Annotated in this window: 14 protein-coding genes; 7 read left to right on the forward strand and 7 right to left on the reverse strand. The window is 54.4% G+C overall.

The window, feature by feature from the left end:
- Positions 1-271 precede the first annotated feature (271 nt).
- The 5 genes from glnQ to rhtA form a co-directional block, all read right to left on the reverse strand.
- Complete coding sequence (glnQ, locus tag K6958_RS07375; RefSeq protein ID WP_249894033.1) at positions 272-994, reverse strand: glutamine ABC transporter ATP-binding protein GlnQ; 723 nt, start codon at positions 992-994, stop codon at positions 272-274.
- Positions 991-1,650, reverse strand: a complete 660-nt coding sequence (gene glnP, locus K6958_RS07380) for a glutamine ABC transporter permease GlnP (RefSeq protein WP_249894034.1) — start codon at positions 1,648-1,650, stop codon at positions 991-993. The genes glnQ and glnP overlap by 4 nt, the downstream gene beginning before the upstream one ends.
- Before the next feature lie 94 nt (positions 1,651-1,744).
- Positions 1,745-2,491 (reverse strand): glutamine ABC transporter substrate-binding protein GlnH, encoded by a 747-nt coding sequence (gene glnH, locus K6958_RS07385; protein ID WP_249894619.1) that lies wholly within the window; start codon positions 2,489-2,491, stop codon positions 1,745-1,747.
- A gap of 335 nt (positions 2,492-2,826) precedes the next feature.
- The gene (gene dps, locus K6958_RS07390; protein ID WP_249894620.1) at positions 2,827-3,330 is read right to left on the reverse strand and encodes a DNA starvation/stationary phase protection protein Dps; all 504 of its coding nucleotides are present in this window, start codon (positions 3,328-3,330) and stop codon (positions 2,827-2,829) included.
- A gap of 380 nt (positions 3,331-3,710) precedes the next feature.
- Entirely contained in the window at positions 3,711-4,622 is a 912-nt protein-coding gene (gene rhtA, locus K6958_RS07395) for a threonine/homoserine exporter RhtA (RefSeq protein ID WP_249894035.1), read from the reverse strand.
- Positions 4,623-5,012: 390 nt separating this feature from the next.
- On the opposite strand from rhtA, the gene ompX reads away from it, so the two are divergent.
- From ompX to K6958_RS07420, 5 genes are all read left to right on the forward strand, one after another.
- Positions 5,013-5,525: an outer membrane protein OmpX gene (ompX, locus tag K6958_RS07400; RefSeq protein ID WP_249894036.1), complete on the forward strand. Its 513-nt coding sequence runs from the start codon at positions 5,013-5,015 to the stop codon at positions 5,523-5,525.
- 581 nt (positions 5,526-6,106) lie between these two features.
- Positions 6,107-6,568 (forward strand): manganese-binding transcriptional regulator MntR, encoded by a 462-nt coding sequence (gene mntR, locus K6958_RS07405; RefSeq protein WP_249894037.1) that lies wholly within the window; start codon positions 6,107-6,109, stop codon positions 6,566-6,568.
- 282 nt (positions 6,569-6,850) lie between these two features.
- Entirely contained in the window at positions 6,851-7,975 is a 1,125-nt protein-coding gene (locus K6958_RS07410) for an HlyD family secretion protein (RefSeq protein WP_434085195.1), read from the forward strand.
- Positions 7,972-9,540, forward strand: coding sequence for a DHA2 family efflux MFS transporter permease subunit (locus K6958_RS07415; RefSeq protein ID WP_249894039.1), 1,569 nt, complete (start codon positions 7,972-7,974; stop codon positions 9,538-9,540). The genes K6958_RS07410 and K6958_RS07415 overlap by 4 nt, the downstream gene beginning before the upstream one ends.
- Before the next feature lies 1 nt (position 9,541).
- Positions 9,542-11,083, forward strand: a complete 1,542-nt coding sequence (locus K6958_RS07420) for an efflux transporter outer membrane subunit (RefSeq protein WP_249894040.1) — start codon at positions 9,542-9,544, stop codon at positions 11,081-11,083.
- Between the two features lie 36 nt (positions 11,084-11,119).
- Here K6958_RS07420 and K6958_RS07425 read toward each other — a convergent pair whose 3' ends face one another.
- A complete protein-coding gene (locus K6958_RS07425) occupies positions 11,120-11,473 on the reverse strand; it encodes a hypothetical protein (protein WP_249894041.1) in 354 nt (117 codons plus the stop codon).
- Between K6958_RS07425 and K6958_RS07430 the strand changes: the two genes are divergently transcribed.
- Positions 11,472-12,968, forward strand: a complete 1,497-nt coding sequence (locus K6958_RS07430) for a sugar porter family MFS transporter (RefSeq protein ID WP_249894042.1) — start codon at positions 11,472-11,474, stop codon at positions 12,966-12,968. The two genes, K6958_RS07425 and K6958_RS07430, sit on opposite strands and share 2 nt — an antisense overlap.
- A gap of 194 nt (positions 12,969-13,162) precedes the next feature.
- Positions 13,163-14,755, forward strand: coding sequence for an ABC-F family ATPase (locus K6958_RS07435; protein WP_249894043.1), 1,593 nt, complete (start codon positions 13,163-13,165; stop codon positions 14,753-14,755).
- Positions 14,756-14,813: 58 nt separating this feature from the next.
- Here the strand turns inward: K6958_RS07435 and K6958_RS21170 are convergent, their stop codons facing one another.
- On the reverse strand, positions 14,814-16,406 hold the full coding sequence (locus K6958_RS21170; RefSeq protein ID WP_277614719.1) for a sensor domain-containing diguanylate cyclase: 1,593 nt from the start codon (positions 16,404-16,406) through the stop codon (positions 14,814-14,816).
- Between the last annotated feature and the right edge of the window lie 13 nt (positions 16,407-16,419).

Raw genomic sequence — 16,419 nt, forward strand, 5'->3', positions numbered from 1 at the left:
GGCCTGCACAGGAGCTCTGACTTATTACTGGCATGGAGGTCACTTCATTCAGACGGCTCAGCAGCCAGGGTACGGGGCGTCCCGGCAGAAGAGTAAAGCGTCCCGCGCCATGGAGGGCGCGGGCCGAGCTGTCAGGGATGACGCTTTTTGCGTCTTTACGATCGGCCGGGACGGCCCGTGCAGACACGGTTTTATCCGTCGGACCGGATAACCCGCCAGGATGCCCCGCGCAGGCACGGTTTTGGCTTCTGAGCGGAGCAGGACGATGGCATCAGGAAACGTGCTGTAAAAACTCGCGCAGACGTTCGCTGGGCGGGTTAGAGATCAGCGCATCGGGCGCACCATCCTCCGCGATACGGCCTTTATCGATAAAGATCAGACGTGAAGCCACCTGTTGCGCGAAGCCGACTTCGTGGGTCACGATAACCATCGTCATCCCTTCCTCCGCCAGATTCTGCATTACCTTTAACACTTCATGACGCAGCTCCGGATCGAGCGCGGAGGTCGGCTCATCGAACAGCATCATCTTCGGCTTCACCGCCAGCGCGCGCGCAATGGCTACGCGCTGCTGTTGGCCGCCTGATAGCTCGGAAGGATAATGATGGGCGCGCTCCGCCAGACCGACCTTCGCCAGCAGCGCTTTCGCCAGCTCATGCGCCGCCTCTTTTTTGGCACCGCGTACGCGGATTGGGCCAAAAGCGACGTTTTCCAGTGCGGTCATCTGCGGAAACAGATGGAACTGCTGGAAAACCATGCCGGCTTCCTGACGGATCAGGCGCTCATCCACTTTGGCATCGTTAACCTTCAAGCCATCGACGATCAGATCGCCGCTGGTAATCTCTTCCAGCTTATTAATACAGCGCAGCAGGGTAGACTTACCGGAGCCGGATGGTCCAATAATTACCACCACTTCACCCTGATTAATCTTCAGATCGATATTGTGCAACACTTGGGTCGAACCAAAGTGCTTGGAGACGTTTTTAAATTCAATCACAGGATTTTCATCCTTTTTTCAAGGCGACGCAGTACGTAGCTTAACAGCAGCGTAATAACCAGATAGATAACCGCGACCGCGCTCCAGATTTCCAGCGCGCGGAAGTTACCGGCGATAATTTCCTGCCCCTGACGGGTCAGCTCGGCAACGCCGATAACGATAAATAGCGAGGTATCCTTAATGCTAACGATCCACTGATTGCCCAGCGGGGGCAGCATACGACGCAGCGCCAGCGGCATAATCACATAGCGCAGCGTTTCCCGACGTGACAGGCCCAGCGCCAGACCTGCTTCACGGAAACCTTTGTTGATCGACAGCACCGCGCCGCGGGTGATCTCCGCAATATAGGCACCGGAGTTAATCATAATGGTCACTACCGCTGCGGTGAACGGATCGATACGTAAGTCGGGAATGGCCATCGGCAGGGCGAAATAGATGAACATTACCTGCACCACGATTGGCGTACCGCGAATCAGCTCAATAAAGACCAGCGCAATATTATTGGTAAGCCAGCCACCCCAGGCGCGGGCGAAACCGGCGATAATGCCGATTATCAGCCCGCCGATCAGGCCAAGCACTGAGATCAGCAGGGTCATTTTGGCCCCTTCCAACAGAAGGGGAACGGCTGGCCAGATGACGCTCCAGTCAAATTCCATGGTGTTTTCTCCGGAAAAAATCCGTCATTGTTGCAATAGAGAAACGCAGGGATGCACGGGCATCCCTGACGTAATTAATGCGTAAGGTTCAGGTTTATTTCGGCTCGGTGCCGAACCATTTTTTATAAATAGTATTGTAGGTACCGTTGTCACGCAGGGTTTTCAACGCGCCGTTAATCTTCTCGCGCAGGTCGTCGCTGCCTTTCGGCAGCGCAATGCCATACTGCTGCGCTTCAATGGAGTCGCCTACCGCTTTAAACTGCCCGCGGCCTGCGGTATGGATAAAATAGAGAATATTTGGCGTATCGTGCAGCACCGCGTCCGCACGGTTGGTGCCTAACTCCATATAGGCGTTATCGATGTTCGGAAACTGACGCAGGTCTTTGGTTTTGATATGCGCTTTCGCATAGTCAACTGAGCCAGTGCCGCTCTTCACCGCGACCACTTTGCCGTTAAGATCGTTGATGCCTTTTACTTCATCATTATTGGCTTTCACCATCACCGTCAGGCCGCTTTTGTAGTAGCCGTCAGAGAAATCGATCGCTTTTTTACGTTCCTCGGTAATGGTTATCCCCGCCAGGGCCAAATCGACATTACGCGTCTGCAGCGCAGGAATAATGCCGCTGAAATCCATCGGTTTCAGACTCCAGGAGAGGTTGAGCTGTTTTGCCACGGCATCCCACAAATCAATGTCAAAGCCGACATATTTATCGCCTTGCTTAAATTCAAACGGGACGAACGCGGTATCGGTCGCGACAATCAGTTTTTTCTCCGCCGCGGTGGCGGAAACGGCAAACGTTAACGCTAAAGCAGCCAGGGAAAACTTTAAAACAGACTTCATCATTTTATCCTTATTACCGATGCGGCACCTGGTGCACCGCTGTTGCTGGTAGTCATATGAAAAATCTATGCCAACTTTATTTTCTCAGGCTAAACCGGTGATTAACGGACAGCTATGGCGCTAATATTCAGATAATTCCGTTGATGCACCAAAATAAAGCCCACTTTTGGTGCATTGCTATAATTTGGTGCAGTGCACTCTCAGGGATTGAGCCAGAAAAAAGTGGGAAGATGAACGATGAAGTGTTTAAATTGTTAAATATGTCATAAATTGGTGTTAAAAATACAAAAAAAAGCGGATGGCATCCACCCGCTTCTTGACTGACCGAAGTCAAATTATTCGATGTTTGATTCAATAAACCACAGGAACTTATCCAGATCGCGTGACGCAGCGGTGAAGATATCCGCAGTGTCTTCATCGTTCACTTCGCTAATCGCTTTACGCACGTCGTTAGCGACCAGACCATAGCGGTCTGCCAGCGCCTTCAGGTGATCCTGTACGCTGTGAATATTCAGTGGGTAGCTCTGCAGCGGTGTTTTATCTACCACTACCTGTGCGGTACCCAGCGCAACGCCGCCCAGCTGTACCACACGCTCTGCCATGGTGTCCTGGTGATCGGTGATCGCGGTACGGAAGCCGTCCAGCATCTCATGTACGCCGATAAAGTTAGCGCCACGCATATTCCAGTGCGCCTGCTTAGTGATCAGCGACAGGTCGATGAATTCGACAACCAGACGATTAAGTACCTCGATGGTGGCTTTTTTCTCACTCTCTGCCACGTCATTACGGGTGTAGATCAGATCGGAAGATTTCGTTTTAACCAGTTTTGCGGTACTCATCATTAATATCCTCTAATGTCGTATGTCCTAATTAAGCACGGAATTAAGTATAGCACCGGATTTAAGGTCTGCAGAAAAGTTACTGCCTATTGAACGGATAGCGTTTATCAAATTGTCGTTTAAGGAAATTTTTTCATTGTTGAGTGCACTTATCAGCCTGAGTTTATAACGTAGACGAATAGAATATTACTTAACTTATTGAAATTTAGAAGTGATTTTTAGAGTTGTAGGATGGAGAGATAATTGATAATAAATCTTATTAAATATAACAAAATATAAACAAGATAATATCATTTCACTGTTGCAAATAAGCTCGGCAAATAAATGAATGCTTATTCAGCCTGTTAAGCCAGGCTAAATAAGATTATTCGCAGACACGCTTAATCAGCGCATTTTCCACTTTCCGTTACGGCAACATGACGCGGGCGGCTGGTGATAGTTGAACCGGCCGACGCGATAATAATCGCCAGTAACCCCAGCCATTGCCCCAGCGTCAGCGACTCGTTAAGAAACAGCATGCCGGACATCGCGGCCATTGCTGGTTCCAGGCTCATCAATGTGCCGAAGGTGCGCGCCGGTAATCGCGTTAGCGCCATCATTTCCAGCGAGTAGGGCAGGGCGCTGGAAAGCACCGCCACCGCCAGCGCCACCGGCAGGATAGAAAGCTGCCAAAGGGTATCGGCGGCAAAGGTTAATCCCAGCGGTACAAAAATCAGCGAGCCAATTATTGATCCCATCGCTACTGTCGCCGGGCCGTGATCCGCGCCGGCGCGTTGGCCCGCCAGAATATAGACCGCCCAGCAGGCCCCGGCGGCAATCGCCAGCGCGGCGCCCAGCGGATCGACATAACTGAGACTATGCCCCAGCGGCAGCAACCACCATAGCCCCAGCACTGCCAGCAGCACCCAGATAAAATCAGTGGCGCGGCGTGAGCCTAACAGCGCCAGCGTCAGCGGGCCGGTAAATTCCAGCGCAACCGCCACGCCGAGCGGAACGGTACGAATGGAAAGATAGAACAGATAGTTCATCGCCCCCAGCGCGACACCGTACAGAATCAGCGCTTTGCGCTGCTGACGGGAAAAGCGTAGCCGCCAGGGTTTAAAGATCAGGCTAAGAATTAGCGTGCCGATGCCCAGGCGCAGCGCGGTAATACCGGTTGCCCCCGCGCTGGGAAATAGGGTTTTTGCCAGCGCCGCTCCGCACTGTATAGAAATCATGGCGATCAGAATCACCATAATCGGCATAAGGGTATGTGAAGAAAGAAGCGATTTCCGCCAGGCGCGCAATGACATCCTGTTACCAGCCTTAAATATCCATCAGATTGTAACCAGGCGACAGTGTAACGTCGGACAAAAAAAAGTCACCGACAAAACAATTTTTTATCGTTTAAAGCACAAACGGCAGTGTCGGGCTGAGCGATTATTAACCATTAACGCCGTTTTTACGTAAAGAAGTGTCAGGTTTAATTAAGAACAATCTTAATGAACCTTTTTTTAATCAAGGACAACAGAGAGGATTAAAGCGGAAATTCATAAGAAAAAAGAATGACATAAGAAAATTCATTAACTTTCTGTTACACCAAACTATTGGTTAGACAACCATTTCGAGGCAGAGTTTCCCGCTAACTTTTGTTATATTTTCAGCGTTGTCAGGAGAGAAGTACTATCACATTTGAGGTGGTTATGAAAAAAATTGCATGTCTTTCAGCACTGGCTTGTGTACTGGCAGTATCTGCCGGTTCCGCAATGGCTCAAAGCACCGTTACTGGCGGTTACGCTCAGAGCGATATGCAGGGCGTTGCGAATAAAGCTAACGGCTTCAACCTGAAATATCGTTACGAAGACGGTTCTAACCCGCTGGGTTGGATCGGTTCTTTCACCTACACCGAGAAAGATCGTAGCGAAGACGGCTTTTACAATAAAGGCCAGTACTACAGCATCACCGGTGGTCCGGCTTACCGTCTGAACGACTGGGCCAGCATCTACGGCGTAGTAGGTATCGGCTACGGTAAATTCCAGCAGAACGAACAGGCTGTACGTAACAAGACCGACAGCAGCGATGTTGGCTTCTCTTACGGTGCTGGCCTGCAGTTCAACCCTTATGAAAGCTTCGCTATCGACGTAGGCTACGAGCAGAGCCGTATCCGCAACGTTGACGTTGGCACCTGGATCGCAGGCGTTGGCTACAGCTTCTAATCTTGCCGCTGGCAGGATAACAAAAACGGCCCCCTAAAGGGCCGTTTTTTTATGGCTGTTATCTACAGAAAAGATCTTTTCAGATAAAGCCCGGGTAGCCTGGCGGCAAAAAAGCGCGTTTAGCCGCGCCAGATAAGGTGTGGGCAATTTGCGCTTTCGGTACAGTTGCCTGCCAAACGTTCCAACAGCATTAAGCGCAGACGAAAAGGTGACTGGGTCAGCAGACACAGAATGCCCCGCCAGCTGAAGTTTGCCTGGCGCGTGCGCTGAACACATCTGCCACAGTCCAGACAGCGTTTCATTGTGTTCATGGATACCTCCGAATTAACGTCTGACAATGACCAGGCACAGCCCTGTGATAAACAGCAGAAACAGCAACAGCAACAGGTAAGGCTCATTCATTTTAGCTCCTCCGCTGTCAGATTAGGCTGACTACTTTATCAACAAATATAGCACTGGCTATATCCTTTAGCCAATGCTAATCAGCTACAATTTGTGCTTCGTAGCTGATGGTTTACAATGACGCACCAATACACCGGCAGTGCCTGATAATGACCGGTTGAAAAATAAGAGGAAGCTGAATGAGTCGTCGCGCAAAGCCTGCTCCTGCCAGGATTAATGGGCCGTTAAAAGAAATTGAAGAGCATGTTGAAGGGTTCCGACAGGTTCGTGAGGCGCATCGCCGTGAGTTAATCGATGACTATGTTGAGCTGATTTCAGATTTGATTCGTGAGTTTGGCGAAGCGCGTCAGGTGGATATGGCAGCGCGTTTAGGCGTATCGCAGCCCACCGTAGCGAAGATGCTAAAGCGTCTCGGCAGTGTAGGACTGGTGGAACAGGTGCCTTACCGCGGCGTTTTTCTGACCAGCGAAGGAGAGAAGCTGGCTGAAGAGAGCCGGGCGCGCCACCATGTCGTAGAGATGTTTTTGCTGGCGTTGGGGATCAGCCCCGATACCGCGCGCCGCGATGCCGAGGGCATTGAACATCACGTTAGCGATGAAACATTAAGCGTTTTCCGCCAGTTTTACGAAAGCCGCCAGTAACAGCCAAGCCATCACGGCCAGCTCGCCCGTTTTTATCCTCTTTAAGGCCTGTGCGGTTGCAGGCTTGCCCGGCGGCGCGTTTTTAGCGTCGCCGCTTTAGGTTACGCTGAAAGCGCAACCGCTCAGGCCTCGCTTCATCCCGCCATCAGGCCCACTTCCTTTATCCCTGTGTATTTCCCGCTACACTCAATTTGTCAATTACTCCTGGCATATGTAATTTTTACTTCTATGGTTAATCTCAAATCGTAAGTTCAGGATTTGTGCTGCAGGAAAATGGAACCTATGACTCATGCAAACGACACGTCGACCGATGATGATAAAACACATCAGAATAACGACGAAAGCCAGCAGGAACAGGAACAACCACGTAAACGCCCCGGAAAAAAACCGCTGATTATCTTAGGCATCGTGGTGATAGTAATGATTATCGTGGCGCTTTTCTTCTGGTTGAGCACGCGTAATGAAGAGACCACCGATGACGCCTTTACCGAAGGTAATGCGGTGACCATCGCCGCCAAAACCTCCGGCTATGCGGTGAAGCTGCTGGTTAATGATAACCAGCGGGTTAAAAAAGGTGATTTGCTGCTCTTGATCGATCCGCGTGATACCCAGGCGCAGCGTGACCAGGCGAAAGCGCAGCTTGGTCTGGCGCAGGCGCAGCTGCATCAGGCCGAGGCGCAGCTGGCGCTATCGAAAGTGCAGTATCCGGCCCAGCGCGATCAGGCGCTGGCGCAGCAGGCGCAGGCGGAGGCTAATCTGCTTAACGCACAGTCAGACTATCGCCGGTTGCGCGGCGTGGACCCGCGCGCGACGTCGCAGCGTAATATCGATACCGCCAGTGCCCAGTTGCGTTCCGCGCAGGCGCAACTGCAAAGCGCGAAGGCGCAGGTAGAAGTGGCCTCGCAGGTCGCGCTGCAAATTCGCCAGCAGGAAACCAACGTTGAAGCGCGCCGCCAGCAGGTGGAACAGGCGCAGGCGCAGCTTAATGTCGCCGAGCTGAATCTCTCTTATACCGAAGTGCGCGCGCCTTACGATGGTTTCGTGACTAAACGTAATGTGCAGCTGGGCTCGTTAGTGCAGGCGGGCAGCTCACTCTTTTCGCTGGTGTCGCCCGATATCTGGGTCACCGCTAACTTCAAAGAGTCACAGCTGGAACGCATGAAACCGGGTGACCGAGTCACTATCGGCGTCGATGCCTGGCCGGATATGGAACTGGAAGGGCACGTAGACAGCATTCAGATGGGGTCCGGTTCACGCTTCTCTACCTTCCCGGCGGAAAACGCCACCGGCAACTTTGTTAAAATTGTGCAGCGCGTGCCGGTTAAAATCGTGATCGACAAAGGGCTGGATCCGAATAAACCTCTGCCGCTGGGACTCTCCGTGGTGCCTAAGGTTACGGTGGAATGAGTCATAGCCAAAGCTGGCAGCCGACCAGTAATCCCTGGCTGGTCGCGGTGACGGTGACGCTGGCGGTATTCATGGAGATCCTGGATACCACCATCGTCAACGTAGCGCTGCCGCATATTGCCGGCACGCTCTCTTCCAGCTACGACGAATCGACCTGGGTCCTGACCTCCTATCTGGTGGCGAACGGCATCGTGCTGCCGATCTCCGCTTTCTTTTCCCGACTGTTTGGCCGTAAGCAATACTTTTTGATCTGTATTGTGATGTTTACTATTTGCTCGTTCCTGTGCGGCATCGCCACAGAGCTGTGGCAAATTATCCTGTTCCGTATTCTGCAGGGCTTTTTTGGCGGCGGGCTGCAGCCGGTACAACAGTCGGTACTGCTGGATTACTTTAAGGCGGAAGATCGCGGCAAAGCGTTTGGCCTCTCCTCGATTGCGATTATCGTCGCGCCGGTGGTTGGGCCGACGCTGGGCGGCTGGATTACGGATAATTACAGCTGGCGCTGGGTCTTCTTTATTAACGTGCCGGTGGGTATTCTGGCCACGCTGGCGATCTATCAGCTGCTGGAAGATCCGCCGTGGGAGCGGCGCTGGGCAAAAGGCAAACTGACCATCGATTATATCGGCATCAGTTTGATTACGTTGGGCCTCGGCTGCTTACAGGTAATGCTGGATCGCGGCGAAGATGAAGACTGGTTCGCCTCGCACTTTATCCAGTTCTTTGGCGTAATGACCTTTATTGGCCTGACCGGGGCGATCTACTGGCTGATGTATGCGCGTAAGCCGGTGGTGGAGATTGGCGTGGTGCGCGACCGCAACTTCTGGGTGTCCGGCCTGTTGATGGCGGGCATGGCGATGATCCTCTACGGCAGCTCGGTGGTTCTGCCGCAGTTGGCGCAGCAGGATCTGGGCTATACCGCCACCTGGTCTGGGCTGGTGCTGTCGCCGGGCGCTATCCTGATTGTGCTGACGATCCCACTGGTGCTGAAGCTAATGCCGCTGGTGCAGACGCGCTGGATTATCGCCTTTGGCTTTACCTGCCTGGCGGTGTCGATGTTTTACTCTTCCGGCCTAACGCCGCAGGTGGATTTCACCACGCTGGTCTTAATGCGTAGTGCGCAATCGATCGGCCTGGGATTCCTGTTTGTGCCGCTGACCACTATCGCCTTTGCCACCATTCCGCAGCGGCTGAATGCCGATGCCTCGGCGCTGTTTACCATGTTCCGCAACGTTGCCGGCTCGATTGGCATTTCGCTCTCTACCGCGGCAATAACCGAGCGTGAACAGGTACGCAGCGCGCATCTGGTACATAACATGACGCCGTTAAATGAGCAGTTTAATCTAACCGTAGAGCGCTGGGCGCAGAGCATTCGCGACTTTAGTTCGGCAGTCGGCGATCCGCTGACGCTGGCGACCGGCCAGCTCTATCAGGAAATGATCGTGCAGGCGCGTATCCTGGCCTATGTCGATGTCTTTGTCGGGCTGGGTATCGTCGCCTTTATTTTGATTCCTTTATGTTTCCTGCTTTCGCCGGTTAAAAGCGAAGGCAGCGCAGGAGCACACTGACATGAACGTTACCAAAGGGATAATGCGTTCGCACCCCGGCCTGCTGGCTTTATCGTTGCTGCTGGCAGGTTGCGCGATGGGGCCCGATTACCAACCGCCACAGCCGCAAACGCCCGGCAGCTGGCGCGATCTGGTGTCGCAGGCGGCGTCAAAGCCGCAGAGTAGCGCCGTCAACCCCAACTGGTGGCGCAGCTTTAACGATCCGCAGCTGAATAGCCTGATCGATCGCGCCATTGCCGGCAATCTGTCGCTGCAGCAGGCGGTCCTGCGTATCGCCGGCGCGCGCGAGCAGCTGGCGCAGGCGCGCGGCGGGCTGTTCCCCTCAATTAACGGCAGCGTTTCCGCCCGGCGTCAGCAACTGGGCGCGAAAGGGATGCTGGAATCCAGCGGCGCGTACGCGGGGCTGGATGAAAACGCGCCCGAGCTGCGTTCGTCGCTTGATAGCCTGACGCAGCCGATCAATCTCTATCAGGGCAGTTTTGATGCCTCGTGGGAGCTGGATCTGTGGGGCAAAGTACGTCGGCAGGTTGAAGCCGCCAATGCGCAGCAGCAGGAATTGATCGAAAGCCGTAACGATGCGCTGGTTTCGCTGGAAGCCGAAGTCGCGCGTGCTTATCTGCAGCTGCGCGGCGCGCAGTCGATTACCCGCACGCTGCTAACGCAAATCGATGTGGCGCAGCAGACGCTGGAGCTGACGCAAAGCCAGCAGCGTAACGGTCTGGCACCACAGCTGGATGTGGAAAATGCCCGTGCGCAGCTCAGCTCGCTGCGTGCTCAGCTGCCGCAGTATCAGGCGCAGGCACGCCAGGCGATGAACGGCCTGGCGGTGCTAATGGGCAAACCGCCCGGCGCGCTGGATAGTGAACTGGCTGCTGAAAAAGCGCTGCCCGTCTTGCCTGCCGCCGTACCGGTAGGCATTCCCTCTACGTTGGCGCGTCGCCGCCCTGATATCCGTCAGGCGGAAGCCAGCCTGCATGCCGCCACCGCCAATATCGGCGTGTCGGTCGCGCAGCTATTTCCCAGCCTGTCATTAACCGGCCAGCTGGGGGTGCGTAATACCGACGCCAGCTACCTGGATAACTGGAGCAGCCATTTCTACAGCTACGGCCCGACGCTGTCGATTCCGATTTTCCAGGGCGGCAGGCTGGTTTCCAGCGTGAAACTATCACGCGCTCAGCAGGCCAGCTCGGCGTTAAACTATCGGCAAACGGTGCTCACCGCGCTGCAGGATGTGGAAAATGCGCTGGTCAGCTACCGCACCGATCAGGAGCGGGTGACCCAGATGGATGAAACCGTCAGCGCGCTACAGAGCAGTTTTGATTTAGCCAGCGACAGCTATAAAAAAGGCCTGTCCACCTTTCTGGATGTGCTGGACGCGCAGCGTCAGCTGGCGCAGGCCAAACAGCAGGCGGAGCAGGCGCGGGTGCAAAGCAGCCTGGATTTAGTCGCGCTGTACAAAGCGCTCGGCGGCGGTTGGGAAAATTACCAGAACCTCACGCTGCCGCAGTTTAATGTTTTTGGCCCGGCGACGCCCGCCAGTTAACAAGCCTGAAGCGCGAGGAAAAGCGTCCTGCCCCGGCTACTCATCATAAGCCGCCAACGACAAACTGGCGGCTTTTTCACTACGCTGCTTGCCTGGCGCAGGTGATTTCTTTGTCATATATTTTAAAATAAACATTCCTTTTCGCCGTGAAAACGAAACGTGCGCCGTTAACGGTGAGAAAGGCTTTTCTGCCCGTTTACGCCCTTCGTAAATAAAAAAATGTGATATGCCTCGGTATTTATACGCGAGATCATGACCACCGCCACAAAATTGCCATTCCACTATTCTTATAAATGAAAAAAATAATCTATGTTGTGCAGTGAAAGGTTTGTGTTCTGTCAGCAGGGCACAGTCAGATTTCCACCTCAACCAGGTTGCTGGAGTCATCATGCCAAAAGAACAATACCTTACGCTGAGCAAAGCCTCCGGGCCAAACAGCAGTACACCCGCAGAACCCTTCGTTAAAGTGATCGCGCTGGTCGCTACGCTGGGCGGATTGCTGTTTGGCTACGATACCGGCGTTATTTCCGGCGCGCTGCTGTTTATGGGCGACGAACTGCATCTCACCCCTTTTACCACCGGTCTGGTAACCAGCTCGCTGCTGTTTGGCGCCGCTTTCGGCGCGCTGCTGGCCGGTCACTTCGCCTCTGCCGCCGGACGGCGGAAAATCATTTTGGTGCTGGCGGTCATTTTCGCTATTGGCGCGCTGGGCACTTCGCTGGCGCCTGACGTGCACTGGATGGTCTTTTTCCGCCTGGTGCTGGGCGTCGCGGTTGGCGGCGCGGCGGCAACAGTGCCGGTCTATATTGCGGAAATCGCCCCGGCCAATAAGCGTGGCCAACTGGTGACCTTGCAGGAGCTGATGATCGTCTCTGGTCAGATGCTGGCCTATATCTCTAATGCCTCTTTTAACGCTATCTGGGGCGGGGCGGAGACCTGGCGCTGGATGCTGGTAGTGGCGACCGTACCGGCGGTGCTGCTGTGGTTCGGCATGATGTTTATGCCCGATACGCCGCGCTGGTATGCGATGAAAGGGCGTCTGGCGGAGGCGCGCCGCGTACTGGAGCGCACCCGCGCCAAAGACGATGTCGAATGGGAGCTGACCGAAATTGAAGAGACGCTGCAGGAGCAGGAAAACCAGGGCAAACCGCATCTGCGCGAATTGAAAAAGCCCTGGCTGTTCAAGCTGTTTCTGATTGGCATTGGCGTGGCGGTGATCCAGCAGCTGACCGGCGTCAATACCATTATGTACTACGCGCCGACGGTATTAACCAGCGTTGGGATGAGCAACAGCGCCGCGCTGTTCGCCACCATCGCCAACGGCCTGATTTCGGTACTGATGACCTTTGTCGGCATCTGGCTGTTGGGTAAAATCGGCCGCCGCACCATGACGATGATTGGGCAGTTTGGCTGTACCGCCTGTTTATTCTTTATCGGCGCGATAAGCTGGCTGATGCCTGAAACCGTTAACGGCCAGCCGGATATGCTGCGCAGCTATATGGTGCTGCTGGGGATGCTGATGTTTCTCTGTTTCCAGCAGGGCGCGCTGTCGCCGGTGACCTGGCTGCTGCTGTCGGAAATTTTCCCGACGCGCCTGCGCGGTATTTTTATGGGCGGCGCGGTATTCGCTATGTGGATCGCCAATTTCCTTATCTCGCTGATGTTCCCGATCATGCTGGCGTCGGTGGGCCTGGCGGGCGCCTTCTTTATTTTTGGCGCCATCGGCATTGGCGGCGCGATCTTTGTGTTTAACTGCATACCGGAAACGCGCAACCGCAGCCTGGAGCAGATTGAACACTATCTGCGCGACTGGCTCTCGCCCGATCGGGCGACGTCAGCACTGCCTGCGCCGATCGGACAGAAAGCGGAACAGCACGGCGGCTAAGGGAGTCACGCAAGGCTGGCGGTATTCGCCAGCCTTTTTTTATGGCACAATGCCCGCCAAATTTCGTTATCCCGTAAAATAATTCGATACGCAGCAAGGCGACAGAGTGGCGGATTTTTATCAGCGAGCCGCGATAACGCCCCTGCAGGTTGAATTATCACGGGAACATTCCCCGCATAAGTAAGGCAATCCCTGTGCTAGTTTCCAGCAACGTTACCATGCAGTTTGGCAGCAAACCGCTGTTTGAAAATATCTCCGTTAAGTTTGGCGGCGGCAACCGTTACGGTCTGATCGGCGCCAACGGTAGCGGTAAATCAACCTTTATGAAGATTCTGGGCGGCGATTTAATGCCGACCGCCGGCAACGTCTCCTGTGACCCTAATGAGCGTATCGGTAAACTGCGCCAGGACCAGTTCGCGTTTGAAAAATTCAGCGTACTGGATACCGTCATCATGGGACACGATGAGCTGTGGCAGGTGAAGCAAGAGCGCGATCGCATCTATGCGTTGCCGGAAATGAGCGAAGAGGATGGCTATAAAGTCGCCGACCTGGAAGTGCTGTATGGCGAAATGGATGGCTATACCGCGGAAGCGCGCGCCGGTGAACTGCTGCTGGGCGTGGGTATCCCGCTGGAGCAGCACTACGGCCTGATGAGCGAAGTCGCGCCGGGCTGGAAACTGCGTGTGCTGCTGGCGCAGGCGCTGTTCTCTAATCCCGATATTCTGCTGCTGGATGAGCCGACCAACAACCTGGATATCGATACCATTCGCTGGCTGGAGCAGGTGCTGAACGACCGTAACAGCACCATGATCATTATTTCGCATGACCGTCACTTCCTGAACATGGTCTGCACCCATATGGCGGATCTGGACTACGGCGAGTTGCGCATCTACCCGGGCAATTACGATGAATATATGACCGCCGCCACCCAGGCGCGCGAGCGTCTGCTCTCAGATAACGCCAAGAAAAAGGCGCAGATCGCCGAGCTGCAGTCATTCGTCAGCCGCTTTAGCGCCAACGCCTCTAAATCACGTCAGGCAACGTCACGCGCCAAGCAGATCGATAAAATCAAGCTGGACGAGGTGAAAGCCTCCAGCCGTCAGAACCCGTTTATCCGCTTCGAGCAGGATAAAAAGCTGTTCCGTAACGCGCTGGAAGTGGAAGCGCTGACTAAAGGCTTTGATAACGGCCCGCTGTTCCGCGATCTCAATCTGCTGCTGGAAGTCGGCGAAAAGCTGGCGGTGCTGGGCACCAATGGCGTGGGTAAAACCACGCTGCTGAAAACCCTGGTGGGCGATTTGCAGCCGGAGAGCGGCACGGTGAAATGGTCCGAGAACGTGCGCATTGGCTACTATGCGCAGGATCACGCGGAAGAGTTTGATAACGATCTGAATGTCTTTGACTGGATGAGCCAGTGGAAGCAGGAAGGCGACGATGAACAGGCGGTACGCAGCGTGCTGGGTCGTCTGCTGTTCGGTCAGGATGAGATCAAAAAGCCGGCAAAAGTGCTGTCGGGCGGCGAAAAGGGCCGCATGCTGTTTGGCAAGCTAATGATGGAACGCCCTAATATCCTGATTATGGATGAGCCGACTAACCACCTGGATATGGAATCGATCGAGTCGCTGAACATGGCGCTGGAAATGTATCCGGGCACGCTGATCTTCGTTTCTCACGACCGCGAATTCGTTAGCTCGCTGGCGACGCGCGTGCTGGAAATTACGCCGGAGAAAGTCATCGACTTCAGCGGCAGCTATGAAGATTACCTGCGCAGCAAAGGCGTGCAGTAATCGCTGGCGCTGAGCGCAACGAAACCGTGCTAAAGGCCGCCGCAAGGGCGGCCTTATTTTATGCCTGCGACGGCGGCATATTGCTCATCCACACCTGATTCTTGCCCCGGCGTTTCGCCTGATAGAGCGCCTCATCCGCCTTGTCGATAAACTCCATGGGCGAAATGCCAGCAAATACCCGCGGCTGCCAGTGCATGCCGATACTGATGGTCACCACCTTTTCCGCCACACTGCTTGCCTGATGCGGCATCCTGAGCTCCGCTACTGCGCGTGCCGCCTGTAGGGCGATCAGGTGCGCTTCCGGCTGGGTTTTATCCGTCAGGACGATCATGAACTCCTCGCCGCCATAACGGGCCAGCAGGTCATCATGCCGCAGGGGCAGCTGTTTTAAACATTCCGCCACGTTACGCAAGCATTCGTCGCCCGCCAGATGACCATAGGTATCGTTATAAGCCTTAAACGAATCGACATCGATCAGCAAAATCGTTAACGGTGAACGCAATTTTATTGCACGCTCCATCGCTCTTGGCATAAACCAGTCCAGCTGGCGCCGATTTGCCAACCCGGTCAGTCCATCCATTAGCGCCAGTCCCTGCAAGGTGCGGTTCACATGGGTGAGTTGATCGTGCACTCGCGTCAGCTCCAGCTGATTACGCAGGTTAAGGCGGATATGGTGCATCACAATAAACCCGAGCAGAAACAGCAGCGCCAGCAGCACCAGGTTGAGCAGAACATAGCCGATTGAATCGGCAATCCAGTCCTGACGCACCGCCTGCAAGTCGTAACCTGCGGTGACCACCAGCGGATAGTTTTTCAGGCTGGCATAGCCAAAAATGCGCGGACGTCCATCAACGGCGGCGCGATAGATGGCGGCGCCGCTGGTGGTAGTGGTTAACAACTGGGTAAACAACGGACTGAGAGAGATGTTGCGGTTAATCAGCGCTTCACTGTAGGGGCGAATGTAGACCAGCTTTGCATCCGCCTTCATCAGCGCCATTAAATCGCGATCGCCCAGATTGTAGTAATCGTACACCTGGCGGAAATAATCGAGGCGAATCGAGGCCATCACCACGCCGCGAAAAGAGCCGTCAGGATTGTTCAAACGTGCGGAAACCGGGATCACCATATTGCCGCTGATACGGCTGCGGACCACGTTACCGATATGCAGTTTGTTGTCGACTGAACGCAGGTGAAAGCGAAAATATTCCCGATCGGCGATACTGGTTTGCGGTAGCGGCGTCGCCTCGGAAAAGAGTGCGGGATAGCCCGAAGCGTAGTAAATAGCCATGCTGTCCAGCGGCGACAGGGCCGCTTTACGCGCGCGCAGCAGCTGTTGCAGCTTATCTTTCTGTTGATCGATACCGTACTGGTTAATACGATCGCGCACATCCTGCAGGGTCAGGTCGATTTGCAGAAATGTATCTTCCGCCTGACGGGAAAGCGACACCGAGAGGTTGCGCGCGTTTTCTTCGGTAAGGTGCAGCGTCCGTTGCCAGCTGCTCCACAGGCTCCAGCCATTGATAGCGATAACCGCGCTGCTGATGACGAACAGAAACACCAGCATCATCTGACGCAGCATCGGTTTTGCAGCGCGACTCTCGCTCTCTGCTTTATTCAACGCCTGCGCCTGAGGCGCGTTTCCATTTTCCATGTTTCAACTATAG

This window comes from Mixta hanseatica (assembly GCF_023517775.1).
Classification (GTDB): Bacteria; Pseudomonadota; Gammaproteobacteria; order Enterobacterales; family Enterobacteriaceae; genus Mixta; species Mixta hanseatica.

What these genes read in the sequence shown, in the direction of transcription:
- ompX (WP_249894036.1), top strand. Translation starts at nt 5,013, where the DNA reads ATGAAAAAAATTGCATGTCTTTCAGCACTGGCTTGTGTACTGGCAGTA.
- K6958_RS07410 (WP_434085195.1), top strand. Translation starts at nt 6,851, where the DNA reads ATGACTCATGCAAACGACACGTCGACCGATGATGATAAAACACATCAG.
- mntR (WP_249894037.1), top strand. Translation starts at nt 6,107, where the DNA reads ATGAGTCGTCGCGCAAAGCCTGCTCCTGCCAGGATTAATGGGCCGTTA.
- K6958_RS07425 (WP_249894041.1), bottom strand. Translation starts at nt 11,473, where the DNA reads ATGATGACTCCAGCAACCTGGTTGAGGTGGAAATCTGACTGTGCCCTG.
- rhtA (WP_249894035.1), bottom strand. Translation starts at nt 4,622, where the DNA reads ATGTCATTGCGCGCCTGGCGGAAATCGCTTCTTTCTTCACATACCCTT.
- glnH (WP_249894619.1), bottom strand. Translation starts at nt 2,491, where the DNA reads ATGAAGTCTGTTTTAAAGTTTTCCCTGGCTGCTTTAGCGTTAACGTTT.
- K6958_RS21170 (WP_277614719.1), bottom strand. Translation starts at nt 16,406, where the DNA reads ATGGAAAATGGAAACGCGCCTCAGGCGCAGGCGTTGAATAAAGCAGAG.
- K6958_RS07430 (WP_249894042.1), top strand. Translation starts at nt 11,472, where the DNA reads ATGCCAAAAGAACAATACCTTACGCTGAGCAAAGCCTCCGGGCCAAAC.
- dps (WP_249894620.1), bottom strand. Translation starts at nt 3,330, where the DNA reads ATGAGTACCGCAAAACTGGTTAAAACGAAATCTTCCGATCTGATCTAC.
- K6958_RS07415 (WP_249894039.1), top strand. Translation starts at nt 7,972, where the DNA reads ATGAGTCATAGCCAAAGCTGGCAGCCGACCAGTAATCCCTGGCTGGTC.
- glnP (WP_249894034.1), bottom strand. Translation starts at nt 1,650, where the DNA reads ATGGAATTTGACTGGAGCGTCATCTGGCCAGCCGTTCCCCTTCTGTTG.
- K6958_RS07420 (WP_249894040.1), top strand. Translation starts at nt 9,542, where the DNA reads ATGAACGTTACCAAAGGGATAATGCGTTCGCACCCCGGCCTGCTGGCT.